This window comes from Actinophytocola xinjiangensis (genome assembly GCF_001921215.1).
GTDB lineage: Bacteria > Actinomycetota > Actinomycetes > Mycobacteriales > Pseudonocardiaceae > Actinophytocola > Actinophytocola xinjiangensis.
In genome coordinates, this window is record NZ_MSIF01000006.1 from 101,489 (window position 1) to 120,342 (window position 18,854).

Here is an 18,854-nt window from a genome sequence, read left to right on the forward strand (position 1 = left end):
CCGTGCGAGGGTGTCATGGACGATTCGGGCGAGAGACCACGTCGGCGGCACAGATACGTCAACGGTAAGATCCGCTGCCGAGGAAGTGTCGGGCGCGGTCAACCAGCACGACGCTCGACCGGCCAGGACGACCGGGTGGCCCGGCGCGCCCGGCGCTCGTCGCGTTCACGGCCGAACCACAGATAGGCGATCGGTCCGACGAAGTTCACCGTGATCGCTGCAGCCCACAAGGGTTTGCGGCCGTGCACCATCTCTTGTGGACGGCGGGCCAAATCGATCCAGGCGATGGCAGCGAGAGCGAGCTGCACCCCGCCCGCCGCCAGGAAACCCCGTTGCTGGGCCGGTGTCAGGTCCCGCCACCGTTCGTGCTTGGTCATCTCCGTTCCTTTCACCGTTCGCGCTAGGCGAGCGCGAAGTAACTTTCCTCCTCCTGGGCGAGGTGCAGGGCGAGCAGGGCGTCCAGGCCGTACAGGGTGGCGCGCAGGTCGGTCACCTGGTCGGCGGCCAACGGCCCGCGCAGGTGTCTGCCAAGTCTGGCGACGAGTCGCTCGATCTCGACGTGGCCCCGGCTCATCGGCGCGATCCCGAGTGGGCCGCCGACCATCGGCGCGACCGCCGGATACAGTTCGTTCTCCTCGGCCCGCTCGTGCGGCAGCACACGGTCGACGAGCACGCCGTGGGCGGCGCGCACGATCGTCTCCCCCCTCCGGGGTGAGCCCGGTGGACAGCGCGTCCGCCGCCTGCCGGACGGCGGCGCGGGCGTCGACGAGTCCGGTGTGTTCCTCGCGGAACCGGTCGAGCAGCGCGCGAGTGCGCGCCGGGACCGGCAGGCGCCGGGCACCCCGAGCGCGCGCAGGGCGTTGCCGACGGCAAGCACGTCGATCAGTTCCTGGACGAGCGCACCAACGGCGGGGGCCGGCAGGCCCGCCGCCGCGGTGGCGGCCAGTACGTGCGGCGACCCTGTTCCACCGCGGCGGCCGGGCGCAGCGCCTCCCGCGCGACCACGCCCGGCGCGGTGACGGTCTGGACGACCTGGGGACGTCCGACGGTCAGCGTGCCGGTCTTGTCGAGCACCACGGTGTTCACCCCGCCCAGCCGTTCCAGTACCGCCCCGTCCTTGACCACCACCCCACGGCGCGACGTCGCCGACATTCCGGCCGTGATCGCCGCGGGTACCGCGAGCAGCAGCGGGCACGGCGTCGCGGTCACCAGGACCGCCACGGCCCGCACCGGATCGCCCGACCACCACCACGCTCCCCCGGCGAGCAGCAGCGCCGCTGGTACCAGCAGCCGTGCGAAGTGGTCCGCGATCCGAACCACCGGAGCCGTGTCGGCCAGCGCGGCCCCCGCGAGCCGCACGATCCCGGCATAGGCGCTGTCGGCCGCGGCGCGCACCGCGCGCAGCGTCACGACCGCCCCGGCGTCACACACCCCGCTGCGGACGAGTTGGTCGCGGCCGCGCGACACCGGCAACGACTCGCCGGTGAGCGCGGACTCGTCGAACACCCCTGGTTCGGTCAACCGTCCGTCGACCGCGACCACCTCCCCCGGTCGCACCACCACCAGGTCTCCGACCTCGACGCTGTCGGCGGGCACGGACACGACCTGGTCCCCGTGCCGGACCCGGGCGGTGCGGGGAGCCCGCGCCAGCAGCTCATCGAGGTCCCGGTGTGCCCGCCGCCTGGCATAACCCTCGAGCGCCTGTCCGGTGGCCAGCATCAACGCCACCAGTGCCCCCGCCAGGTACTCCCCGACGAGCAGGGTTCCCGCGAGGCTCACCGTGGCGAGCACGTCGGTGCCGAACCGCCGGGCCCGCAGGTCGCGCACCACGAGCTGGAACGAATAGCCGAGGGCGATCAGCGTCGCCACGGGCCAGGCCGTCGGCCACACCACGCCCAGCCCCGTTGCCACCGCGAGCACGGCCAACAGCAGTACCTGCGTCCGGAACGAGTCCACCACGGCCAGGCGCGCCGGCCGGCCCCGCACGGGACCGACACCGGCTCCGGAGGCCGGTGGGATCACGCGTTCCTGACGATGGTGAACCATCTGGGTTCCTCCAGGTCGCCGGTCATGTCACCGGAACTGGTTACGCCACTTCGGTTCGACGCGTTCCCACTCCTCCTGCCACGCGCGGAGGCAGCCCCTGTCGAGCAGGCGCACGGCCGCCAGGCCCACCAGTGCCACCAGGCCGGTCGCGCTCAACCACCCCGTCACGGCGACGAACACTCCCGCGACCAGCGCCTGCTCACCGTTGATCGGGCCGACGACCGGACTGTTTTGCTCGTCGAGCCAGACGACGACCTTGTCGCCGGCCCGGGTACCTCGGTCGACGGGCGCCTGCCCGGTGTGGATGGTCCCGTCGGTGTCGCGCCAGCGCGCCGTGACCCAGACCCCCGATCCGAGCGGCTCGGACTGGTACGGGCCGACTCCCAACGTGTCTTCCGTGGACACGGCGACGACGCGATGCCAGGTCCGGGTCTGCTGTTCTCCCTTGGCCACCAGGTTGTCGTGGACGACGGACCCGAGCCCGGCCATGACCGGGACCACCAGCAGCGCCAAGACCACGGCGGCGACCCGGATCGCCGTCCGCATACGGTCCTGCGGCCGGGCCATCGGCCCACGACCTGGTTGCGGCCACGACGACCCGGACACGAGCAGGTCACTTGGTCGTCGTCACCGCGACCTCGCGGCCCTCCGGCGACCGCAGGGGCACCTTCACCTCAAGGATGCCCGCGTTGTAGTGCGCCGCGACCTCGTCGGTCCGCGCGCCGTCCGGTAGCCGGACAGTCCTGGCGAACTTGCCGTAGGTGAACTCGGTGTGGTCGGTGTCGTGCTGTTCGAGGGTCCGCTCCGCCGTGATGACCAGATCGTTGCCCCGCACGGAAATGTGAATGTCCTTCTCCGGATCCATGCCGGGAAGTTCCGCGCGCAGCACGTAGTCGCCGTCGTCACGGTAGCCCTCGACGCGGACCGGATGGTGGTCGGTGAACGGCCAGGCCTCCAGCATCCGTGCGAAGTCCGGGAAGACCAGTGAACGGGGGATCAGGCTCGTCATGGTGTTCTCTCCTCTCGGTTCGGCACCTCCAGCCAAGCCGGGAGACCCTTCTCCGCCCAGTGGCGTTCGTCGTCTCGCGCCGGGACCTTCGGCCGTGTGCGGGCCGACCGACCTGGCGGACAGTGGTGGCGAGGAGGCTCTGATGGGCTACGACACCGACACCGAGATCATCGAGACCGCGCCCGGCGAGGTGCTTGAGCTGCACCGCCTGATCGACGCCGACCGTCTCGCCGCTGAGGTGGGCGACGCGCTGACCGACCTGCTCGACAGGGCCAGCGAGGCTGGCCTGCAGGTGTCCGGCCCGCCCTCGGTCACCTACCAGGGCCGCACGGCGTCGGGATCCCTGGAGATCGATCTGAGCGTGCCGGTCGCACCCGGTGTCGGGCGCGACGAGGTCGGCCCGGACGCGCGGGTGACCGCGCGGCGTCCCCAGCGGGTCGCCCGCACGATCCACCAGGGCGACTACTCCACGATCGGCACCGCGTACGAGGAGTTGGGCTCGTGGGTCGAACGGCACGGGTACCGGCCGGTCGGTCCCCTGTCGGAGACCTACCTGGTCGGCCCGGACACCGCGGACCCCACCGGCTACCGAACCGAGGTACTCCTGCCGGTCGCGCCGGCACTCGGCCCGACGGTCCACCTCGACACCGACGTCCCCACGGCCTTGGCCCACACCAAGGAAGCCTTACGCGACAACGGTTTCGGTGTGCTGAGCGAGATCGACGTGCGGGCGACGCTCTGGGAGCGCATCGGCGCGGAACTCGAGGACTACGTCATCCTCGGTGTCTGTGCGCCCACGCTGGCCAAGCGCGCCCTGGACATCGACCGGGAAGCCGGCTTGCTGCTGCCGTGCACGGTCGTGGTCCGCGCCAGGGACGCTGGTTCGGCGGTGACCTTCCTCGATCCCGCGCTGATGGTCCGGGCGACCGGCATCGCCGATCTGGCCATCGTGGCAGTCCAGGCGCGGCAGGCGCTGGACGGCGCCATGGCGGCCCTGCGCGCCGTGGCGGACTAACCGGCGGTCAACGGAATCCGCCACACCAGCCGGGTCCCCCCACCAGGGCGGGGTTCGACAGCGGCCGAGCCGCCGAGGTCCACGGCGCGGCGTTCGACGTTCAGCAGGCCGCTGCGTACCACATCGGCCGGCAGACCGATGCCGTCGTCGGAGACGTCGATCGTCAGCTCGGTGCCCGCCTCGACCGTGACCGTGATGTCCCTCGCCCGGGCGTGCCGCACCGCGTTGCTCACCCCCTCGGTCAGCACCGCCAGCGCGTGCTCGGCGATCACCTCGGGCACCAGCGTGTCCACCGTCCCGGAGATCCGCACCGAGGGCGACACCTCGACGTCGGTACTCAACTCGGCGACGATGTCGAGCATCCGGCGACGCAGGCTCACCGGCCCGGCGGCGTCGGTGGTGTGCAGATCGAAGATCGAGGTACGCAGTTCACGCACGGTCTCGTCCAGGTAGCCCACCACATGGGTCACCCGGCTCCGCGCCTCCGGCTCGTCGATCAGCCGGACGATGCCCTGCAGGCTCATCCCGGACGCGAACAGTCTCTGGATCACGTGGTCATGGAGATCACCGGCGATCCGGTCCCGGTCGGCGAGCACGTCGAGCAACCGCTGCTGACGCTGCTTGTCCGCCAGTTCCAGCGCGAGCGCCGCCTGATCGGCGAAGGAGGCCAGCAGCGACAACGACTCCCGGCCGAATCCACTTTCCCCCTTGCCCCGCAACGCCATCAGCACACCGCGTGCGTTGCCGGCGCCGCCGAGCGGCACCACGTTCGCCGGTCCGAACCCGACGAAATCCGGATTCCCGGCACCCACCACGTCGGCTAGGTCCGCCACGATCCTCGGTTCACCACCGTCGATCACGTCCGCGAACGGCTGCACCGTGACAGGAAACGTGACGCCGACCAGCCGATCGCCGGGTGCCCCGACCGACGCCCGCACCGACAGCATCTCCCCGCACCTGTCCTCCAGCAGGAGCAGCGCGCAGTCCGAATCGGACAACTCCCTGGTGCGGTCCGCGATCAACCGCAACGCATCCTCTGTGGACGCACCGCCGAGCAGCAGCGAGTTGACCTCGCTCGACGCGTGCTGCCACCGTTCCCGCAGCCGCGTCTGCTCGAAGAGCCGGGCGTTCTCCACGGCCACCCCCGCGGCAGCCGCCAACGCCTCCAGCACCACCTCGTCATCCGCGGTGAACTCGGCCTCACCCACCTTCTCGGTGAGATAGAGATTTCCGAACACCTCACCACGCAACCGCACCGGGGTACCAATGAAACTGCACATTGGCGGGTGGTTGGGCGGGAAGCCGACCGACGACGGATGCTTGGTCAGGTCTGCCACCCGGATCGGGTACGGGTGCTCGATCAGGTGCCCGAGCAGCCCCCGGCCCTCCGGCAGGTGACCCATGGTCGCCCTGGTCTCGCTGTCGATCCCGGTGTGCACGAACTCCGAGAGCCCGTCCTCGCCGAGCACGCCCAGAGCGCCGTAGCGGGCGTCAACCAGGTCGACCGCGGTCTCCACGATGCGCTGCAGCGTGCCTTCCAGCTCCAGGCCGGTGCCGATCGCCACCACCGCGTCCAGCAGGACCTGGAGACGGTCCCGTGTTCGGGTGAGTTCGGTCAGTTTGTCCCGCAGGTCGAGGAGTAGTTCGTCCAGCCGCAGACCGGCCAACGACACCCCCACCTGCCGTCTCCCGGAGTCATGTGCCGAGTCCGCCACCGTCACGCTCCCGCTGGAGCACCGGCGACCATCGCGGGATCCGATCCGTCCACACTTTCACGGTAATAGTCGGATTCCGGAATGGCACGTCATCGCCGCTCACCGTTCGACGCGACGGTGTCGGCCCGCACGACGCCGGGAACTGCCTCGGCGAGCACCTTGGCGACGTGCCGGTCGGTGTCGTCATCGAACGTGTCACTGATGGTGACCACCCCGTCGTGGACCTCGACCTGCCAGCGACCCGTTCCGCCGTAGACCTCCAGCCGCCGGCGCACGTCCGTGGCGATCGTGTCGTCCTCGCGGGCGATCGTGCGGACGATGTCGCGCCGGGTGACGATGCCGACGAGCCGCGAGCCGTCGACCACGGGAGTGGTGCGCTGGTGGGTCTCGAGCAGGGTGGCAGCCAGGTCCGCGACGTCCGTGCCGGGTTCCACGGCGACGGCGGGGCTGGACATGACCTCACCGACCGTGGTGCTGACCGGACCGTCGGCCGAGGGCGGATGGACGCTGATGTGGGCACGGGGGTCACTGGGCACCCGGTCGCGGACCAGATCGGCCTCGGTGACCATGCCGACGAGGTGCTCGTCGGAGTCCACCACCGGCAACCCGCTGAACCCGTACTCGGCGAGCAGCGCCGCGGCCTTCTTGATCCTGGTCTCCGGCACCACCGCGATCACCGGGCTGGTCATGATGTCTCGGGCACGCATGTCTCCTCCTTCCAGGGGCCAGGTGCGGTTCGTCAGGTACGCAACCCGCGCAGAAGTGGGTCGACGGGTTCACGCGGTGCCAGTCGCACACGCGCGTCCAGTACCTGGCACCCGGCCTGACTGACGACGACAGGGTTGAGGTCCAGTTCGGTCACCTCCGGGAGAGCATCGGCCAGACAGCTGGTTCTGGTCAGGATGTCGACGAGACCATTGGTCGGCAGCGGTCCGAACAGGGTTTTCGAGCAGCGCAGTCCGTGCACCATGCGGTCGGCGTCGACCTCGGTCACCGGGGTGAGGCGAGCGACCCGGTCGGCGATCAGGTCGGTGTCGGTGCCGCCGAGGCCGAACACGACCAGCGGGCCGAACACCTCGTCGGAGCTGACCCCCACGATCAGCTCGCGGCCCGGCTCGACCATGGGTTGGACCGTCACGCCTCGCAGTCGCTTACCGAACCGCCCGGCGAACGTGGCGAACGCGTCCCGCACGGCTGACTCGTCCCGCAGATCCACGAGCACCCCGCCGGCCCGGCTCTTGTGCAGTACGCCGGTGACGATCGCCTTGAGCACCACCGGGCCGCCGAGCTCCGCCTGGACCGCGGCTGCCTGCCCGGCGGTGCCGGCCTCCACCGTCGACACCGTGGGAACGCCGAACAGGCCGAGCAGGCGCACGGTGGCCGCCGGTCCCAGCCAGCCGCCGCCCGGGGAGGCGGTGAGGAACTCCCGAACCAGTGTCGTGGCCTCGGCGAGCCGGGCGGGGTCGGGGGTGAGCACCGCACCGGACCGTGCTCGCCGCCAGGTGGCATAGCGGGTGACCCGACCGAGCACCGCCGAGGCAGCGGCCGGATCGGCATAGCTGGCCGTCGCCGGAGGGCCACCGCCGGTGGCGACCAGGGCGGTCACGGTCTCCAGCTGGCCGGGCCGGGCCACCAGCACCGGTTTCGTCCGGTCGGCGGCGATTCCGGCCACGGCGGTGAACGGATCGCCGAGCGCGGTCGGCACCCCGGTGACGAGCACCGCGTCGATGTCCTGGTCGGCGAGCAGGACCCGCAGACAGGAGCCGAGGACCTCGGCGGACACGCCGGCGGTGGTATCGACCGGGTTCGCGACGCTGGCCTGCGCCGGCAGCAACGCCGCCAACCGCTCGCGGGTTCCTTCCCCAGGTGCGGGCAGCCGAAGTCCGGCGCGCACGCACGCGTCGGCGGCGAGCACCCCCGCACCCCCGGCGTTGCTGAGGATCACCACCCGGTCACCGGCCGGGAGCGGCTGCCAGGCCAGCGCGGCCAGCGTGTCGACGACCTCACTGATCGCGTCCAGGGCGATCACCCCGGCCTGCTCGAACAACGCGTCCCTGGTCACCGTCGGGGTCGCCGCCGCCGCGGTGTGTGACTCCGCGGCGGCCTGCGCCTCGTCGCTGGCCGCCGACCGCACGGCGAGCACGGGTGTCGTGTGGGCCAGCCCCTGGGCGAGCCGGCTGAACTTGCGCGGGTTGCCGAAGGACTCGAGGTAGAGCACGGCGGCCGAGGTGTTCGGATCGTGACGCCACCACAACAGCAGGTCGTTGCCGCTGACGTCGTACTTGTCGCCGGTGGACACCACCGTCGACACGCCGAGTCCCAGGTGGCGCAGCGACTCGATCAGCGCGATGCCCACGCCCCCGGACTGGGTGACCACACCAACCGTGCCGCGCGGCACGTGTCCCCTGGTGAAGGTGGCGTCGAGCCGGACGCCAGGGCCGGTGTTGACCACCCCGACGCAGTTGGGCCCGACCAGCCGCATGCCGTGCCGGCGCACCGAAGCCAGGATCCGCGCCGCCAACGGCGTTCCGGACAGTCCGGCCGAGACGACCACCACGGCCCGGACACCGCGACGCCCGCACTGCTCCACCACCTCCGGTACCGCCCCGGCCGGCACGCACACCACCGCCAGTTCCACCGGGGTGGGCAGCTCCGCCACCGACGGCCAGCACGCGACGCCCGCGATCCGGTCGGCATGGGGGTTCACCGCTACGAGCGTCCCGGTGAAGTCGCCGTCGAGAAGGTTGCGCAGCACCGCGTGTCCGACCGAGCCCGGCCGGCGTCCCGCCCCCACGACGGCCACCGACGCCGGGCACAGCACCGAAGCCAGGCTGGCGACGTCGGAGACCCGGTCGCGCTCGTCCACCGCGGCGGCGTACCGCTCATCGGTGCGCAGGGAGATCTCCACGTGCCGTTCCGGTCCCTCCTCGGTCATCCGGTACGGCAGACCGGCATCACGGAAGACCTGGATCATGCGGCGGTTCTCCGCCAGGACCTCGGCCACGAACCGCACCACCCCGTGCCGGCGCGCGATCGAGGCGAGATGCTCCAGCAGCAGCGTGCCAAGCCCTCGGGCCTGCACGGCACCGTCGACCACCATGGCGACCTCGGCGCTGGTCCGGTCGGCGAGCACCTCGTAGTTCGCCACGCCGATCAGCCTGCCGCCCAGGTAGCCACCCAGCGCGGCGTTGCGGTCGTCGGTCCCCCTGCTGACCAGGCCGGCGACCGAGTTCAGCGTGGAGTCCGCCGCGGCACCGAAGAACCGCAGGTAACGGTCCTCGCCGGACAGTCGACGGTGAAGTTCCCGCACGGCTTCGGTGTCAGCGGTATCCAACTCGCGCAACGACACGATCCGCCCGTCGGTCAGCACGGCGTGTACACCACTGTCCCGTGCTCCCGTCACGATCATCGCGAGTCCTTCGATGTCTGGTCGTCGACGCCGGTCAGCCGTCTGTTCATCCTGAAGTCTTTCCCACCCACGGCCCCGCGCGGCAGAGCACCAGGCACTCGCCGGCTCCGCCGAAGGTCCCCGCCGTTGGCCCTCAACCCGGGGACCTTCGGCCGTTGCCCGCGAGCGATACCGGTCACCGGCTGTCGCTCGTACTCCCACCCACCGCGGCCGGCCTCCAGCGCACCCACCCCGTCACGGTCGATCGTCTCGAACGGAGAAACCGGGAACACACGCTGCCCCAGGTAGGCCGGGAGGATGGCCGCAGTGCCGAAGGAGACCGCTTCCCGGGACCAAGGTCACCCGTGACCCGCACGAGGCCGTTGGTCATCGGGATCGAGGGCACAACTGCCCTGTGACTCCGCTCTGGCGCGGTCCACCCTGAACAGGGTGAGCTGACGTACAGGAGAGGACACCATGTCGGTCCGTGTCAACGACATCGCAGAACCGGCGTCGCTGGTGATCCTGATGCGGCACGACTCCACCTACCGGCCGTGGACCATCGTCCACGGCCACACCAACGACCAGAACCTGCTCGACAGGCCTGATGGCGCGAACCCTGTGACCAGATGACGTGACCGGAGGAGGCCGCAACCATGTCCACAGCGAAACGCTGGACGATCAACATCAGTATCGACGAGCACGAGGCCAGGACCCGAGCGACGGCCAGGCTGGACAACCAGGATCGGACCGGGCTCACCGGTGTCGGCCTGGCCAGGCTCAACCCGGCGGACGCCAACGTGCCCGAGATCGGTGACGAACTCGCCGTCGCCCGCGCGCTCGCCGATCTGGCACACCAACTCCTGGACACCACGTCCGCCGACATCGAGGAGATCACCAGCCGGACGGCCCACCTCACCCACTGAGAACCCGCCAGTCGCGTTCAGTCGTCCCAGGTCAGCGGCGTTGGCTCGGTGGCAATGAGTTCCACCGAGCACACGCCCGGCACGGTCCGGGCCAGCGCGCCGATGACGTCGCGTTCCGCGATGTCGGCGAAATCGCCCTCGATGGTGGTCGCGCCGTTGGTGACCTCCAATGACCAGCGCCGGCGGCTACCGGCATAGTCGTCGAGCAGATGGCGCAGCTCGGCCTTGACGACGTCGTCGTCGCGCACCACCGTGCGAATCAGGTCGTGCTTGGTCACCACCCCGATCAACAACCCTTCCTCCACGACCGGCAGGTTGCGCAGATGACCGGCGAGCATCCGCTCGGCGATCACCCGGACGTCGGTCGCCGGCCCCACCACCTCGACCGGGCTGGTCATGACCTCGGTCACCAGCCGGTCCTGACCCGGTTCGATGCGCAGCGCGTCGGACTCGCTGAAGATCCCGACGACCCCGCCGCCGTCATCGACCACCGGAAGCGCCGAGAACGGGTGCTCGGCGAGGACGGCGGCGGCCTCCCGAACGCCGGTGCGAGTGTCGACACTCACCACCGGCCGGCTCATGACATCCCGTGCACGCATCGTTCCTCCTCGTGTGTTCACGACCGCCTCGATCGGGCGACCACGACCGGACAGGCGCTGTGGTGGATGAGGGTCCGGCCCACCGAACCGAACAGGGTGGCGGTCGGCCGTCGCCGGCCACGGGAACCGAGGACGAGCAACGCCGACTCGTACGACAGGCGGGCGAGTGTCTCGCCCGGACACGCCGATACGGCGTACCGCCCGGCACGGTCGAGCACGCAGTGGGCCGTCGCGGGCAGGTCGGCCACGCCAGAACGCACGTAGGTGTCCGGAACAGGGTGCGGTGGCACCGCGGCCACCAGGCGTAGCCGCGCGCCACGGGAGACCGCCTCGGTCGCCGCCCACCGCACCATCGGCTCCCGCCGCTCCCCAGGAGACACCCCGGCGACCACCACATGCTGTTCGTCGTTCATCACGTCTCCGTTCACGCCAGGCACCTGCCTCCACTCTTCCGACCGGCGGGTCGTCCCGACAGCGTCGACATTCCCCATCTGGCAGGGCATTTCGTCCCGCAGGACAACGGCGGGTCCTTGGTCACGCCCGGGTAGGAACAACGGCACTTCCCGCGCCGGGTGGACGAGCGGCGACCGTGGAAGTCGTGAACACGCACATGCCGGACCAGCAGACGGTGCTCAGTGCCATCGAGTTGGCCAACCGCGCGCCCTCGGTGCACACACCCAACCGTGGCACTGGCTGATCGGCACCACGTCGATCCACCTGATGGCCGACCTGACCCGCCGGGTGCCCGTGACCGACGCCGACGGCCGCGACCTGCTGCTCAGCTGTGGCGCCGCTCTCGACCACCTCCGCGTCGCGTTCGCGGCGTGCGGGTGGCTGGCGGCGTTCCACCACCTGCCCAACGCCGTCAACCCGAACACCTCGCCGCGGTGGAACTGGTCGCGCGCACTCCGTCCGAGGAGGACATCGCCCTCGCGGCCGCCATCCCGAAGCGACGCACCGACCGGCGACGATTCACGTCGTGGCCGGTGCCGCGCGGACATCTCGACCTCATGGTCGACCGCGCCGCGGAGGCCGGTGCCCTGCTCATCCCGGTCGTCGGGCAACTCACCCGACTGCGGCTGACGACCGCGATCGACCAGGCCGCCCTGCGCCAGCAGGAGGACCCCGAGTACCAGGCCGAGATCGCGGGCTGGAGCGGACGTGGTCGGCTCGCCGAGGACGGGGTCATGGCCGGCAGCGCCCAGCCCGCGGGGCGCGTCCACGGCGACACCGCGATGCGTACCTTCTCCGGCGGCACCCTGCCCGATGCGCGGACCGCCCGGGACGAACCGGACGGCGGCCAACTGCTGGTGGTGGCGACCCTGGCCGACAATCCCACAGCGATCCTGCGAGCCGGTGAGGCCGCCAGCATCGCCCTGCTCACCGCCACCGGCCGAGGGATGGCGACCTGTCCGCTGTCGCAGCCGTTCGAGATCGCCGACACCCGCGCCATCCGCGACGAGGTGCTCGACGGCGCGGCCCACCCGCACCTGATCCTGCGCACCGGCTGGCTGCCCGTCTCGACACCACCGCCACCACGCAGCCCTCGCCGCCAACTCATGGACACCGTCGACCACATGCCCGCCGCCTGGCCACCACGGCCGAGGTGACAGCGGCCGTGGTGGCCAGGCGGTCTCAGGGCCCGTTGCGGATGACCGCGATCGGGCACAGCGCGTGGTGGAGCAGGTACATGCTGGTGGACCCGAGTACCAGGCTGCGGAACGCGTCGTGGGGGCGCCGGGCCACGACCACCAGTTGGGCGCCGTGGGAGAACCCGCGCAGTGCCCTGCCCGGCCGGTCGTGCACGACCTCGTGACGCACCCGCACGCCCGGATACTTCTCCTGCCAGCCCGACAGACACTCGGTGAGCGCCTCCAGCGCGCGGTGCCGATGTTCCTCCAGGTCGACGCCTTCGATCTGGTCGACGTCCGCCGCGTCCAACAGCGACTCGACCCACGCGTGCACGGCGACCAGTTCACCGCCCCCGGCGGCTGCCTCGGAGAACGCGTAGTCGATCGCGGAGTCGTTGACGTGGTTGAGATCCACGCCGAGGACAACCGGACCGGAGTCGTTGGGCGCCTCGTCGACACCCGCTCCCCGGACGACCACCACCGGGCAGTCGGCCTGTCCCGCCACGGCCACCGTGGTGCAACCGACCAGCAGGCCGGTCAGCGCGCTGAGCCCGCGCGTGCCGAGCACGACCACCGACGCCGACGCCGACTCCCGCAGCAGCAGTCTCGACGCCGGCCCAGCCCGGAACACGACCTCGATCGGTGGGTGCGGTTCGTTCTCGGTGGCGACCTCGCGTGCCCGGGCGATCCAGCGCCGGCCCTCCTCCCGTGCCCTGTCCAGCATCGACTCCCGCACCAACGCCCTGGAGGGATAGTCCAAGGGCAACTGGTAGGCGTGCACGAGTCGCACGGGCACCGAGTCACGCAGAGCGACGCGGGTGGCCCAGCGCACCGCCTGCAAGGCTGACGCGGAGCCGTTGACACCGACCACGACGGCCATCGGATTGTGCGATGTGGACATCGGACGCTCCCTAGTCCTTGGGGGTACCGAGCCGCAGAACGGCCTGCGGGAACCCGGGAAGGTTCAGGCCCTCGACGAGTCCGGAGCGGACCTCGGGGAGCCGAAGTGGGTTGGTGATGACCGCGCAGGTGAACCCGGCGGCGGTCGCGGTGAGCCAAGCGTTCTGCACGGCGACCCCGGCTCGGAGGTGGTCCACCGGCCCGTCGTCAGGAGTCTCGGCGACCAGCAGTGCCTCCGTGCGCGGACTGGTCCGCGCTGCGGAGGCACCGGGAGCCGTGTCACGCTCCAGCACCGAGGCGAGGACCGGAACCTCGTCGTCGCGGACCGGACGCAGCCGCACGCCGTCGGTGCCGGAGGACTCGACCAACCGTTCGCGCGTGGTGGCACTGACCGCGTTCCTCCCCGACGACCAGCCGTCGGCCCGGACGAAGATGGCCGAGTACCGGGACAGTTCGGACTCCGTGGGCGACCGCCGGCGACGCACGGTGACCCGGGCGAGTTCGCCCGCCGGGCCGGGGCGCAGGACGGTCTCCGGGACCCAGCCGAGGATCCGTGTGGCCAGCCGCAGATTCTGCAGAGCGGCGCCGCAGCGGACCAACCGGTCACGACCGGGCACCCCCGGCTGCCCCGGCTGCCCCGGCGCGTCGACGCGCTCGAGCAGCGAGACCGCGCGCGTCCGCTCGCCGTCGCCGCTGTGGAACTCCAACGTCCACGGGCGCGTACCGTCGATCGATGGCACCTGCCGCACCGCACCCGTGATCACTTCGAGTTCGTCCGGTGTCCACTCGGTGGCATCCGTCGCACCATCATCGAGGCCGGCCGCTCTGCGGTCGGGCGCGGAAGCCGTCGCGTCGCTCATGGACCGCTCCGCACCATGTCGTCGATCGATGCCGACCGCAGGAGTGCGCCGAGCACGTCCCTGCGCGACACGACACCGACCAGCACACCTCTCGGGTCGACCACGTACAGCCGCCGAACGCCCTTGCGCACCAGCAGCCGAATCGCGGCGGTCACCGACTGGTCCTCACCGATCGTCACCACCGGGGTGGTCATCAGGTCACGTGCGGTGAGTCCGCCGTCCCGGTCCCGCCGGTGCCAGCCACGCCGGTGGTCGCCGGCGGCGGCCAGGTCCGCCTCGGACACCACACCGACCGGCCGGTAGGCGTTGTCGACCACCGGCACACCACTGATCCCGTACCCGGTCATCAGGGCCTGGAGTTCCCGGGCCGTGGTGCTCACCCTGGCCGTGACGACCTCGGTGGTCATCAGGGACGCCACCGCGGAGGAGGCCGGCGCGTGCCCACCGGACCCCGTGGTCCGGTGGGGGCCGCCCCGCTGCTGGTGCTCGTCACGGTAGGCAGCGGCACTGATCAACCGCTCCACGGTGCTGGCGCCGGGGACCCCGGCCCGCCCCGCGAGATCGGCGCGCGCTTCCTTGGCCATGCGATAGCTCTCGTCTGACATCGTGCGCACCTCCCGGATCAAGCAGACCAGGCCACCCCCGCACCCCACAGCGGCACGACGTCCCTCATGAACGGGACCTAGGACTCCCACCGGCGACCGGATCGCCGCCGAGCTTCCTGGTGCGTAGCACGAGGCGCCGCAACTCGTCGGCGCCCCACACCACCACCGGGAAGACCGCCAGGACCGCGAGGTGCCCGGCCGGGGGTGGTGCCGTGCCGAACACCTCGCGCAGCGGTGGCAGGGTCACCACCATCGCGGCGAAGGCGACCTCGAAGACGATCCCCCACAGCAGCATCGGTTGCTCAGCGGTCCGATCGCGCGCAGGGAGGCGTACCGGGTGCGGGCCGCGAAGGCGGTACCGACCTGACAGGCGACGATGCGGAGGAAGGTCATGGTGGTGGCCTGTACCCAGATGTCGTGCAGCGGGGTGCCCACACCGGTCGGCGCTCCCAGGTACCAGCCACCGGAAAGCAGGGTCACGAAGTAGCCGGCGACCACCAGGACCGCGGAGATGCCCCCGAGGAATCCCCAGCCGCGGATCAACATCTGGCGGTCGACCACGTTCTCGTTCCGGCGGCGGGGTGGCCGGTTCATCAACCCCAGCTCGGCGGGTACGTGGCCGAGTGCGAGCGCCGGAAGGGTCTCGGTGCCGAGGTCGATGGCCAGGATCTGGAGGACGGTCAGCGGGAGCGGGATGCCACCGCCCGACAAGGCGAACACCAGGAACGGGACCACCTCGGGAGTGAGGTGGGCGAAGATGTAGAGAATGAACTTGCGGACGTTGTCGTAGACCTGCCGCCCGGACTTCACGGCGGTGACGATGGTGGCGAAATTGTCGTCGGTGAGCACCATGGTCGCCGCCTCGCGCGCGACATCGGTGCCCGCCACCCCCATGGCCACCCCGATGTCCGCGCGCCGCAGCGCCAGGGCGTCGTTGACCCCGGTCCCCGGTCATGGCGACGACGTTGTCCTGGGCACGCAGCGCGTCGGCGACCCGCAGCTTCACCTCCGGTGAGCTGCGGGCGAAGATGAGCTCCTGCCCGCCGCGAAGCAGTTCGTCCAGCGCGGCCTCGCTCATGGACTCCAGTTCGGCGCCGGTGAGCACGGCGGTGCTTTCCCTGGCGATGCCCACCTGGTGGGCGATCTCGGTCGCGGTCAGGGCGTGGTCGCCGGTCACGAGGATCAGCCGGATACCCGCCGCGTGACACGTGGCCACCGCACCGGCGACCTCCGGTCTCGGCGGATCGAACATGGCCGCGAGGCCGAGCAGGGCGAGATCCCGCTCGGCGGCCGCACGCCGCTCAGGCACCGGTTCGGCGTCGGTGAGCGTTCGCTGGGCGACGGCCAGTACCCGAAGGCCGCGTTCGGCGTAGCCCGCGATCACCGAGGTGATCCCGGACCGGTCCACCTCGGTCAGCGGCCGCGAGCCCGTGCCGGTGGCGACAGCCGTGGTGAGCGCGAGCACCTACTCCGGTGCTCCCTTGACGTTGATCACCCGGCGCTCACCGTCCTGGTCCACGGTGGACATCAGACGGCGCGCGGGGTCGAAGTGGAACTGGCGCAGGCGTCGCCGCGCACGTCGGGACGGGGAGACGTCGGTACCCAGCGTCGCCGACGCCCGCAGCAGCGCCACCTCGGTGGGGTCGCCGGTCGCCGACCCGGGATCGTCGACACTGAGTTCAGCGTTGGAACACGCCGCCATCGACGCCGCGAGCGCGGACAGGGTGGGGTCGCCGAGGCGCGCACCGTCCGGGCTCGTCGGGCCGGACGCCGTCCACAGGTCGGTGACCCGCATCCGGTTCTGGGTCAACGCGGCGATCAGCCACGCCACCCGCTTGGCCTGACGCTCCAGTGGACTCTCGTCCCGGCCGACCCGCTGGGACAGCGCGGCGATGCGACCCAGTTCGGTGCGCATCCCGGTGGCGAACACCAGTGCCCGCGCCTGGCCGCTGGTACAGGAGGTTCCGCTGAACAGCAGATCCCGCGCGGTCAACAGCGTACCGCCCACATCGGTCAACTCGGCCGAGCGGAACGCGGGAAGCGACTCCCCCGTCAACGTCGACAGGTCCACCTCGATCCCACCGGACAGCAACCGCGCGTCCGCCGAGACCCGATCACCCTCCTCGACGACCAGAATGTCACCCGGCACCAGGTCCCGGGCCTGGACCGTCCTCCGTTCACCGTCGCGGATCACCGTGGCCCGCGCAGGCAGATAGGCCGCCAACGCCTCAACGGCACGCTCCGCCTGCTGTTCCTGCACAAACGCCAGCACCGCGTTCAACACGATCACCGCGACGATCGCCAGCCCGAGCACCACAGTGCCGGACAGAACAGCAAGGGCAGCCGCCAGCCACAGCAGCAGAGCGAGAGGATGGGTGAACTGGCCCAACAGCTGCCGTGGCCAGTCCCAGCCGGCCCGGCGTACCAGCTCGTTCGGGCCATGCACCTCCAGACGTCGGGTGACCTCGCGCTCCGACAGACCTTCCGGCCGGGCGCGCAGGTCCCGAAGCAGCCGCTCCAGCGGCTCACGGGAATCACCGGTTTCGAGTCCAGGATCCGCTGTCACCGGGCCAGGGTCCCAACGTCGACGTGGGACCGGCCAGGGACCAACGACCGCAGGTCGCCGGCAGAGGTCCCGAACACGCCCAGTACGTCAGGTCACCGGCCAAGGGAAACCAGGCGGCCGCGCGCGCTTCTCGGCGGGAGGCCGTCTGGGTCCGGAGAGTGCTTGGAGGTTGCCGCCGTGCTCACGGTGCTTGGTCGGCGAGCACATCGATGGTGCCAACGCGGTGACCTCGGCGTTCTGCCGGAACCATCGTAACCCCATCACCGCTTGACGAAACCAGGTCAGTGCCCTGCTGTTCTTGCGAGTACCGGGTCGACGGCGTTCGGTATGCAGTAGTGAGCTAGGTCACTGTTGAGGTTGACCTCAGGTCAAGGTGCACGCTCGTCCCAGCGGCACGACATACCGCGATCTGGGAAGCATTGATGCGAAGGAGCAACCGCCATGTCCACCACGAACCCCACCACCACCGCAGCCCGGCAGGATCGCCCGGAACTGCAGAAGGTGATTGAGGAGATCGTTGATTCCGGTTTCACCGGGGTGACGCTGCGCGTGCGCGATGAGCGGGGCGACTGGGTCGGCAGCGCCGGGGTCGCCGAATTGGGCAGTACCGCGAAGCCGCCTGTCGACGGCCATGTCCGGATCGCCAGCAACACCAAGACCTTCGTCGCGACCCTGGTGCTGCAACTGGTGGCCGAGGGCGAGGTCGACCTGGACGCCCCGGTAGCCGGCTACCTGCCCGAGTTCGGGCTCGACGGGCGGATCACGGTGCGGATGCTGTTGCAGCACACTAGCGGGCTGTTCAACTTCACCGGCGAGGTCTACGAGGACGGGTCGGTCGTGCACGGTGTCTCCGTGCCCTACGGCGTCGCGGGCAGGGAGTGGGTGGACAAGCGGTTCCACACCTACCAGCTGGAGGAGCTGGTCCGGCTGGCGTTGTCCAAGCCACCGCGGTTCGCGCCGGGGACGGGCTGGAGCTACTCCAACACCAACTACGTGCTGGCCAGGCTGCTGATCGAGAAGGTCACCGGCCACCGGCTGGCCGAGGAGATGCGGTCGCGAATCCTGGGGCCGCTCGGCCTGTCGGGAACGGTGGTGCCGGACGCCTCGCCGGAGATCCCCGAGCCGCACGCCCACGCCTATTACCGCTACGAGGACGACGGCCTGCAGAAGACGATCGACATCACCCGCTACAACCCGTCCTGGGTCTCCACCGGTGGCGACATGATCTCGACCACCGAGGATCTGGCCACGTTCATCTCCGCGTTGCTGGGCGGTGAGCTCCTTCCCGCCGGACTGCTGGCCGAGATGTGCACGCCGCGGCCGACGGGAATCCCGAAGATGAGCTACGGCCTGGGGGTGTTCGTGCAGGAAACTGACCGCGGCGGCACGATCATCACGCACAACGGCGGCCAGACCGGCCACGTGGCACTGATGTACAGCACGCCCGACGGCAGCAGGATCCTGACCGCCGCACTGAACTACGTGGACGACGCCGAACTGTCCACCGCCGCGGCGATGGCGAACGCCCAGCAGCGGCTCGTCAACGAGGTGTTCTGCGGCCAGCCGGCGGGGTGTGTGTAGTCACCGGGCTCGA

General features: G+C 70.7%; 18 protein-coding genes and 1 pseudogene. 5 read left to right on the forward strand and 14 right to left on the reverse strand.

Going from position 1 to position 18,854, the window contains the following annotated elements; genetic code table 11:
* Window positions 1-98: 98 nt before the first annotated feature.
* The 5 genes from BLA60_RS15060 to BLA60_RS15075 form a co-directional block, all read right to left on the reverse strand.
* On the reverse strand, window positions 99-377 hold the full coding sequence (locus BLA60_RS15060; RefSeq protein WP_075133495.1) for a PLD nuclease N-terminal domain-containing protein: 279 nt from the start codon (window positions 375-377) through the stop codon (window positions 99-101).
* A gap of 23 nt (window positions 378-400) precedes the next feature.
* On the reverse strand, window positions 401-691 hold the full coding sequence (locus BLA60_RS45515; protein ID WP_245811994.1) for a hemerythrin domain-containing protein: 291 nt from the start codon (window positions 689-691) through the stop codon (window positions 401-403).
* Window positions 692-882: 191 nt separating this feature from the next.
* The gene (locus BLA60_RS15065; RefSeq protein WP_245811995.1) at window positions 883-2,046 is read right to left on the reverse strand and encodes an HAD-IC family P-type ATPase; all 1,164 of its coding nucleotides are present in this window, start codon (window positions 2,044-2,046) and stop codon (window positions 883-885) included.
* A gap of 27 nt (window positions 2,047-2,073) precedes the next feature.
* Window positions 2,074-2,613 carry an Rv1733c family protein gene (locus tag BLA60_RS15070; RefSeq protein WP_075133496.1) on the reverse strand — a complete coding sequence of 180 codons (540 nt, stop codon included), beginning with the start codon at window positions 2,611-2,613 and terminating at the stop codon, window positions 2,074-2,076.
* 46 nt (window positions 2,614-2,659) lie between these two features.
* Window positions 2,660-3,055, reverse strand: a complete 396-nt coding sequence (locus BLA60_RS15075) for an Hsp20/alpha crystallin family protein (RefSeq protein WP_075133497.1) — start codon at window positions 3,053-3,055, stop codon at window positions 2,660-2,662.
* Window positions 3,056-3,197: 142 nt separating this feature from the next.
* Between BLA60_RS15075 and BLA60_RS15080 the strand changes: the two genes are divergently transcribed.
* Window positions 3,198-4,070, forward strand: coding sequence for a DUF302 domain-containing protein (locus BLA60_RS15080; RefSeq protein ID WP_075133498.1), 873 nt, complete (start codon window positions 3,198-3,200; stop codon window positions 4,068-4,070).
* On the opposite strand, the gene BLA60_RS15085 is transcribed toward BLA60_RS15080, so the two are convergent.
* The 3 genes from BLA60_RS15085 to BLA60_RS15095 form a co-directional block, all read right to left on the reverse strand.
* Window positions 4,067-5,749 (reverse strand): GAF domain-containing sensor histidine kinase, encoded by a 1,683-nt coding sequence (locus tag BLA60_RS15085; RefSeq protein ID WP_245811996.1) that lies wholly within the window; start codon window positions 5,747-5,749, stop codon window positions 4,067-4,069. The two genes, BLA60_RS15080 and BLA60_RS15085, sit on opposite strands and share 4 nt — an antisense overlap.
* Before the next feature lie 125 nt (window positions 5,750-5,874).
* The gene (locus BLA60_RS15090; protein WP_075133500.1) at window positions 5,875-6,492 is read right to left on the reverse strand and encodes a CBS domain-containing protein; all 618 of its coding nucleotides are present in this window, start codon (window positions 6,490-6,492) and stop codon (window positions 5,875-5,877) included.
* 32 nt (window positions 6,493-6,524) lie between these two features.
* Window positions 6,525-9,194, reverse strand: a complete 2,670-nt coding sequence (locus tag BLA60_RS15095) for a GNAT family N-acetyltransferase (RefSeq protein ID WP_075133501.1) — start codon at window positions 9,192-9,194, stop codon at window positions 6,525-6,527.
* 456 nt (window positions 9,195-9,650) lie between these two features.
* Here BLA60_RS15095 and BLA60_RS43235 point away from each other — a divergent pair, with 456 nt between their 5' ends.
* The gene (locus BLA60_RS43235; RefSeq protein WP_154814361.1) at window positions 9,651-9,806 is read left to right on the forward strand and encodes a hypothetical protein; all 156 of its coding nucleotides are present in this window, start codon (window positions 9,651-9,653) and stop codon (window positions 9,804-9,806) included.
* Window positions 9,807-9,829: 23 nt separating this feature from the next.
* Window positions 9,830-10,099, forward strand: a complete 270-nt coding sequence (locus BLA60_RS15100) for a DUF1876 domain-containing protein (protein WP_075133502.1) — start codon at window positions 9,830-9,832, stop codon at window positions 10,097-10,099.
* A 17-nt stretch (window positions 10,100-10,116) separates the two neighbouring features.
* Here BLA60_RS15100 and BLA60_RS15105 read toward each other — a convergent pair whose 3' ends face one another.
* Together BLA60_RS15105 and BLA60_RS15110 are read right to left on the reverse strand one after the other, a co-directional pair.
* Window positions 10,117-10,698 carry a CBS domain-containing protein gene (locus tag BLA60_RS15105; protein ID WP_075133503.1) on the reverse strand — a complete coding sequence of 194 codons (582 nt, stop codon included), beginning with the start codon at window positions 10,696-10,698 and terminating at the stop codon, window positions 10,117-10,119.
* Window positions 10,699-10,715: 17 nt separating this feature from the next.
* Complete coding sequence (locus tag BLA60_RS15110) at window positions 10,716-11,111, reverse strand: universal stress protein (protein ID WP_075133504.1); 396 nt, start codon at window positions 11,109-11,111, stop codon at window positions 10,716-10,718.
* A 474-nt stretch (window positions 11,112-11,585) separates the two neighbouring features.
* Here BLA60_RS15110 and BLA60_RS15115 point away from each other — a divergent pair, with 474 nt between their 5' ends.
* The gene (locus tag BLA60_RS15115; RefSeq protein WP_245811997.1) at window positions 11,586-12,308 is read left to right on the forward strand and encodes a nitroreductase family protein; all 723 of its coding nucleotides are present in this window, start codon (window positions 11,586-11,588) and stop codon (window positions 12,306-12,308) included.
* A gap of 25 nt (window positions 12,309-12,333) precedes the next feature.
* Here the strand turns inward: BLA60_RS15115 and BLA60_RS15120 are convergent, their stop codons facing one another.
* The 4 genes and pseudogenes from BLA60_RS15120 to BLA60_RS46225 all read right to left on the reverse strand — a co-directional run bounded on the left by BLA60_RS15120 (window position 12,334) and on the right by BLA60_RS46225 (window position 17,260).
* A complete protein-coding gene (locus BLA60_RS15120; RefSeq protein WP_075133505.1) occupies window positions 12,334-13,230 on the reverse strand; it encodes a universal stress protein in 897 nt (298 codons plus the stop codon).
* A 10-nt stretch (window positions 13,231-13,240) separates the two neighbouring features.
* Window positions 13,241-14,089 carry a nitroreductase family protein gene (locus BLA60_RS15125; RefSeq protein ID WP_084734955.1) on the reverse strand — a complete coding sequence of 283 codons (849 nt, stop codon included), beginning with the start codon at window positions 14,087-14,089 and terminating at the stop codon, window positions 13,241-13,243.
* Complete coding sequence (locus BLA60_RS15130; RefSeq protein ID WP_084734956.1) at window positions 14,086-14,694, reverse strand: CBS domain-containing protein; 609 nt, start codon at window positions 14,692-14,694, stop codon at window positions 14,086-14,088. Before BLA60_RS15130 ends, BLA60_RS15125 begins: the two co-directional genes overlap by 4 nt.
* A gap of 64 nt (window positions 14,695-14,758) precedes the next feature.
* Window positions 14,759-17,260 (reverse strand): annotated as a pseudogene (locus BLA60_RS46225) (cation-translocating P-type ATPase).
* A gap of 441 nt (window positions 17,261-17,701) precedes the next feature.
* Here BLA60_RS46225 and BLA60_RS15140 point away from each other — a divergent pair.
* Window positions 17,702-18,841, forward strand: coding sequence for a serine hydrolase domain-containing protein (locus BLA60_RS15140; protein WP_075133508.1), 1,140 nt, complete (start codon window positions 17,702-17,704; stop codon window positions 18,839-18,841).
* Window positions 18,842-18,854: the final 13 nt, after the last annotated feature.

Coding starts and splice junctions, on each gene's coding strand:
- BLA60_RS15105 (WP_075133503.1), bottom strand. CDS start 10,698: ATGCGTGCACGGGATGTCATGAGCCGGCCGGTGGTGAGTGTCGACACT.
- BLA60_RS15100 (WP_075133502.1), top strand. CDS start 9,830: ATGTCCACAGCGAAACGCTGGACGATCAACATCAGTATCGACGAGCAC.
- BLA60_RS43235 (WP_154814361.1), top strand. CDS start 9,651: ATGTCGGTCCGTGTCAACGACATCGCAGAACCGGCGTCGCTGGTGATC.
- BLA60_RS15065 (WP_245811995.1), bottom strand. CDS start 2,046: ATGGTTCACCATCGTCAGGAACGCGTGATCCCACCGGCCTCCGGAGCC.
- BLA60_RS15080 (WP_075133498.1), top strand. CDS start 3,198: ATGGGCTACGACACCGACACCGAGATCATCGAGACCGCGCCCGGCGAG.
- BLA60_RS15070 (WP_075133496.1), bottom strand. CDS start 2,613: ATGGCCCGGCCGCAGGACCGTATGCGGACGGCGATCCGGGTCGCCGCC.
- BLA60_RS15140 (WP_075133508.1), top strand. CDS start 17,702: ATGTCCACCACGAACCCCACCACCACCGCAGCCCGGCAGGATCGCCCG.
- BLA60_RS15075 (WP_075133497.1), bottom strand. CDS start 3,055: ATGACGAGCCTGATCCCCCGTTCACTGGTCTTCCCGGACTTCGCACGG.
- BLA60_RS15060 (WP_075133495.1), bottom strand. CDS start 377: ATGACCAAGCACGAACGGTGGCGGGACCTGACACCGGCCCAGCAACGG.
- BLA60_RS15130 (WP_084734956.1), bottom strand. CDS start 14,694: ATGTCAGACGAGAGCTATCGCATGGCCAAGGAAGCGCGCGCCGATCTC.
- BLA60_RS15095 (WP_075133501.1), bottom strand. CDS start 9,194: ATGATCGTGACGGGAGCACGGGACAGTGGTGTACACGCCGTGCTGACC.
- BLA60_RS15110 (WP_075133504.1), bottom strand. CDS start 11,111: ATGAACGACGAACAGCATGTGGTGGTCGCCGGGGTGTCTCCTGGGGAG.
- BLA60_RS15125 (WP_084734955.1), bottom strand. CDS start 14,089: ATGAGCGACGCGACGGCTTCCGCGCCCGACCGCAGAGCGGCCGGCCTC.
- BLA60_RS15090 (WP_075133500.1), bottom strand. CDS start 6,492: ATGCGTGCCCGAGACATCATGACCAGCCCGGTGATCGCGGTGGTGCCG.
- BLA60_RS15120 (WP_075133505.1), bottom strand. CDS start 13,230: ATGTCCACATCGCACAATCCGATGGCCGTCGTGGTCGGTGTCAACGGC.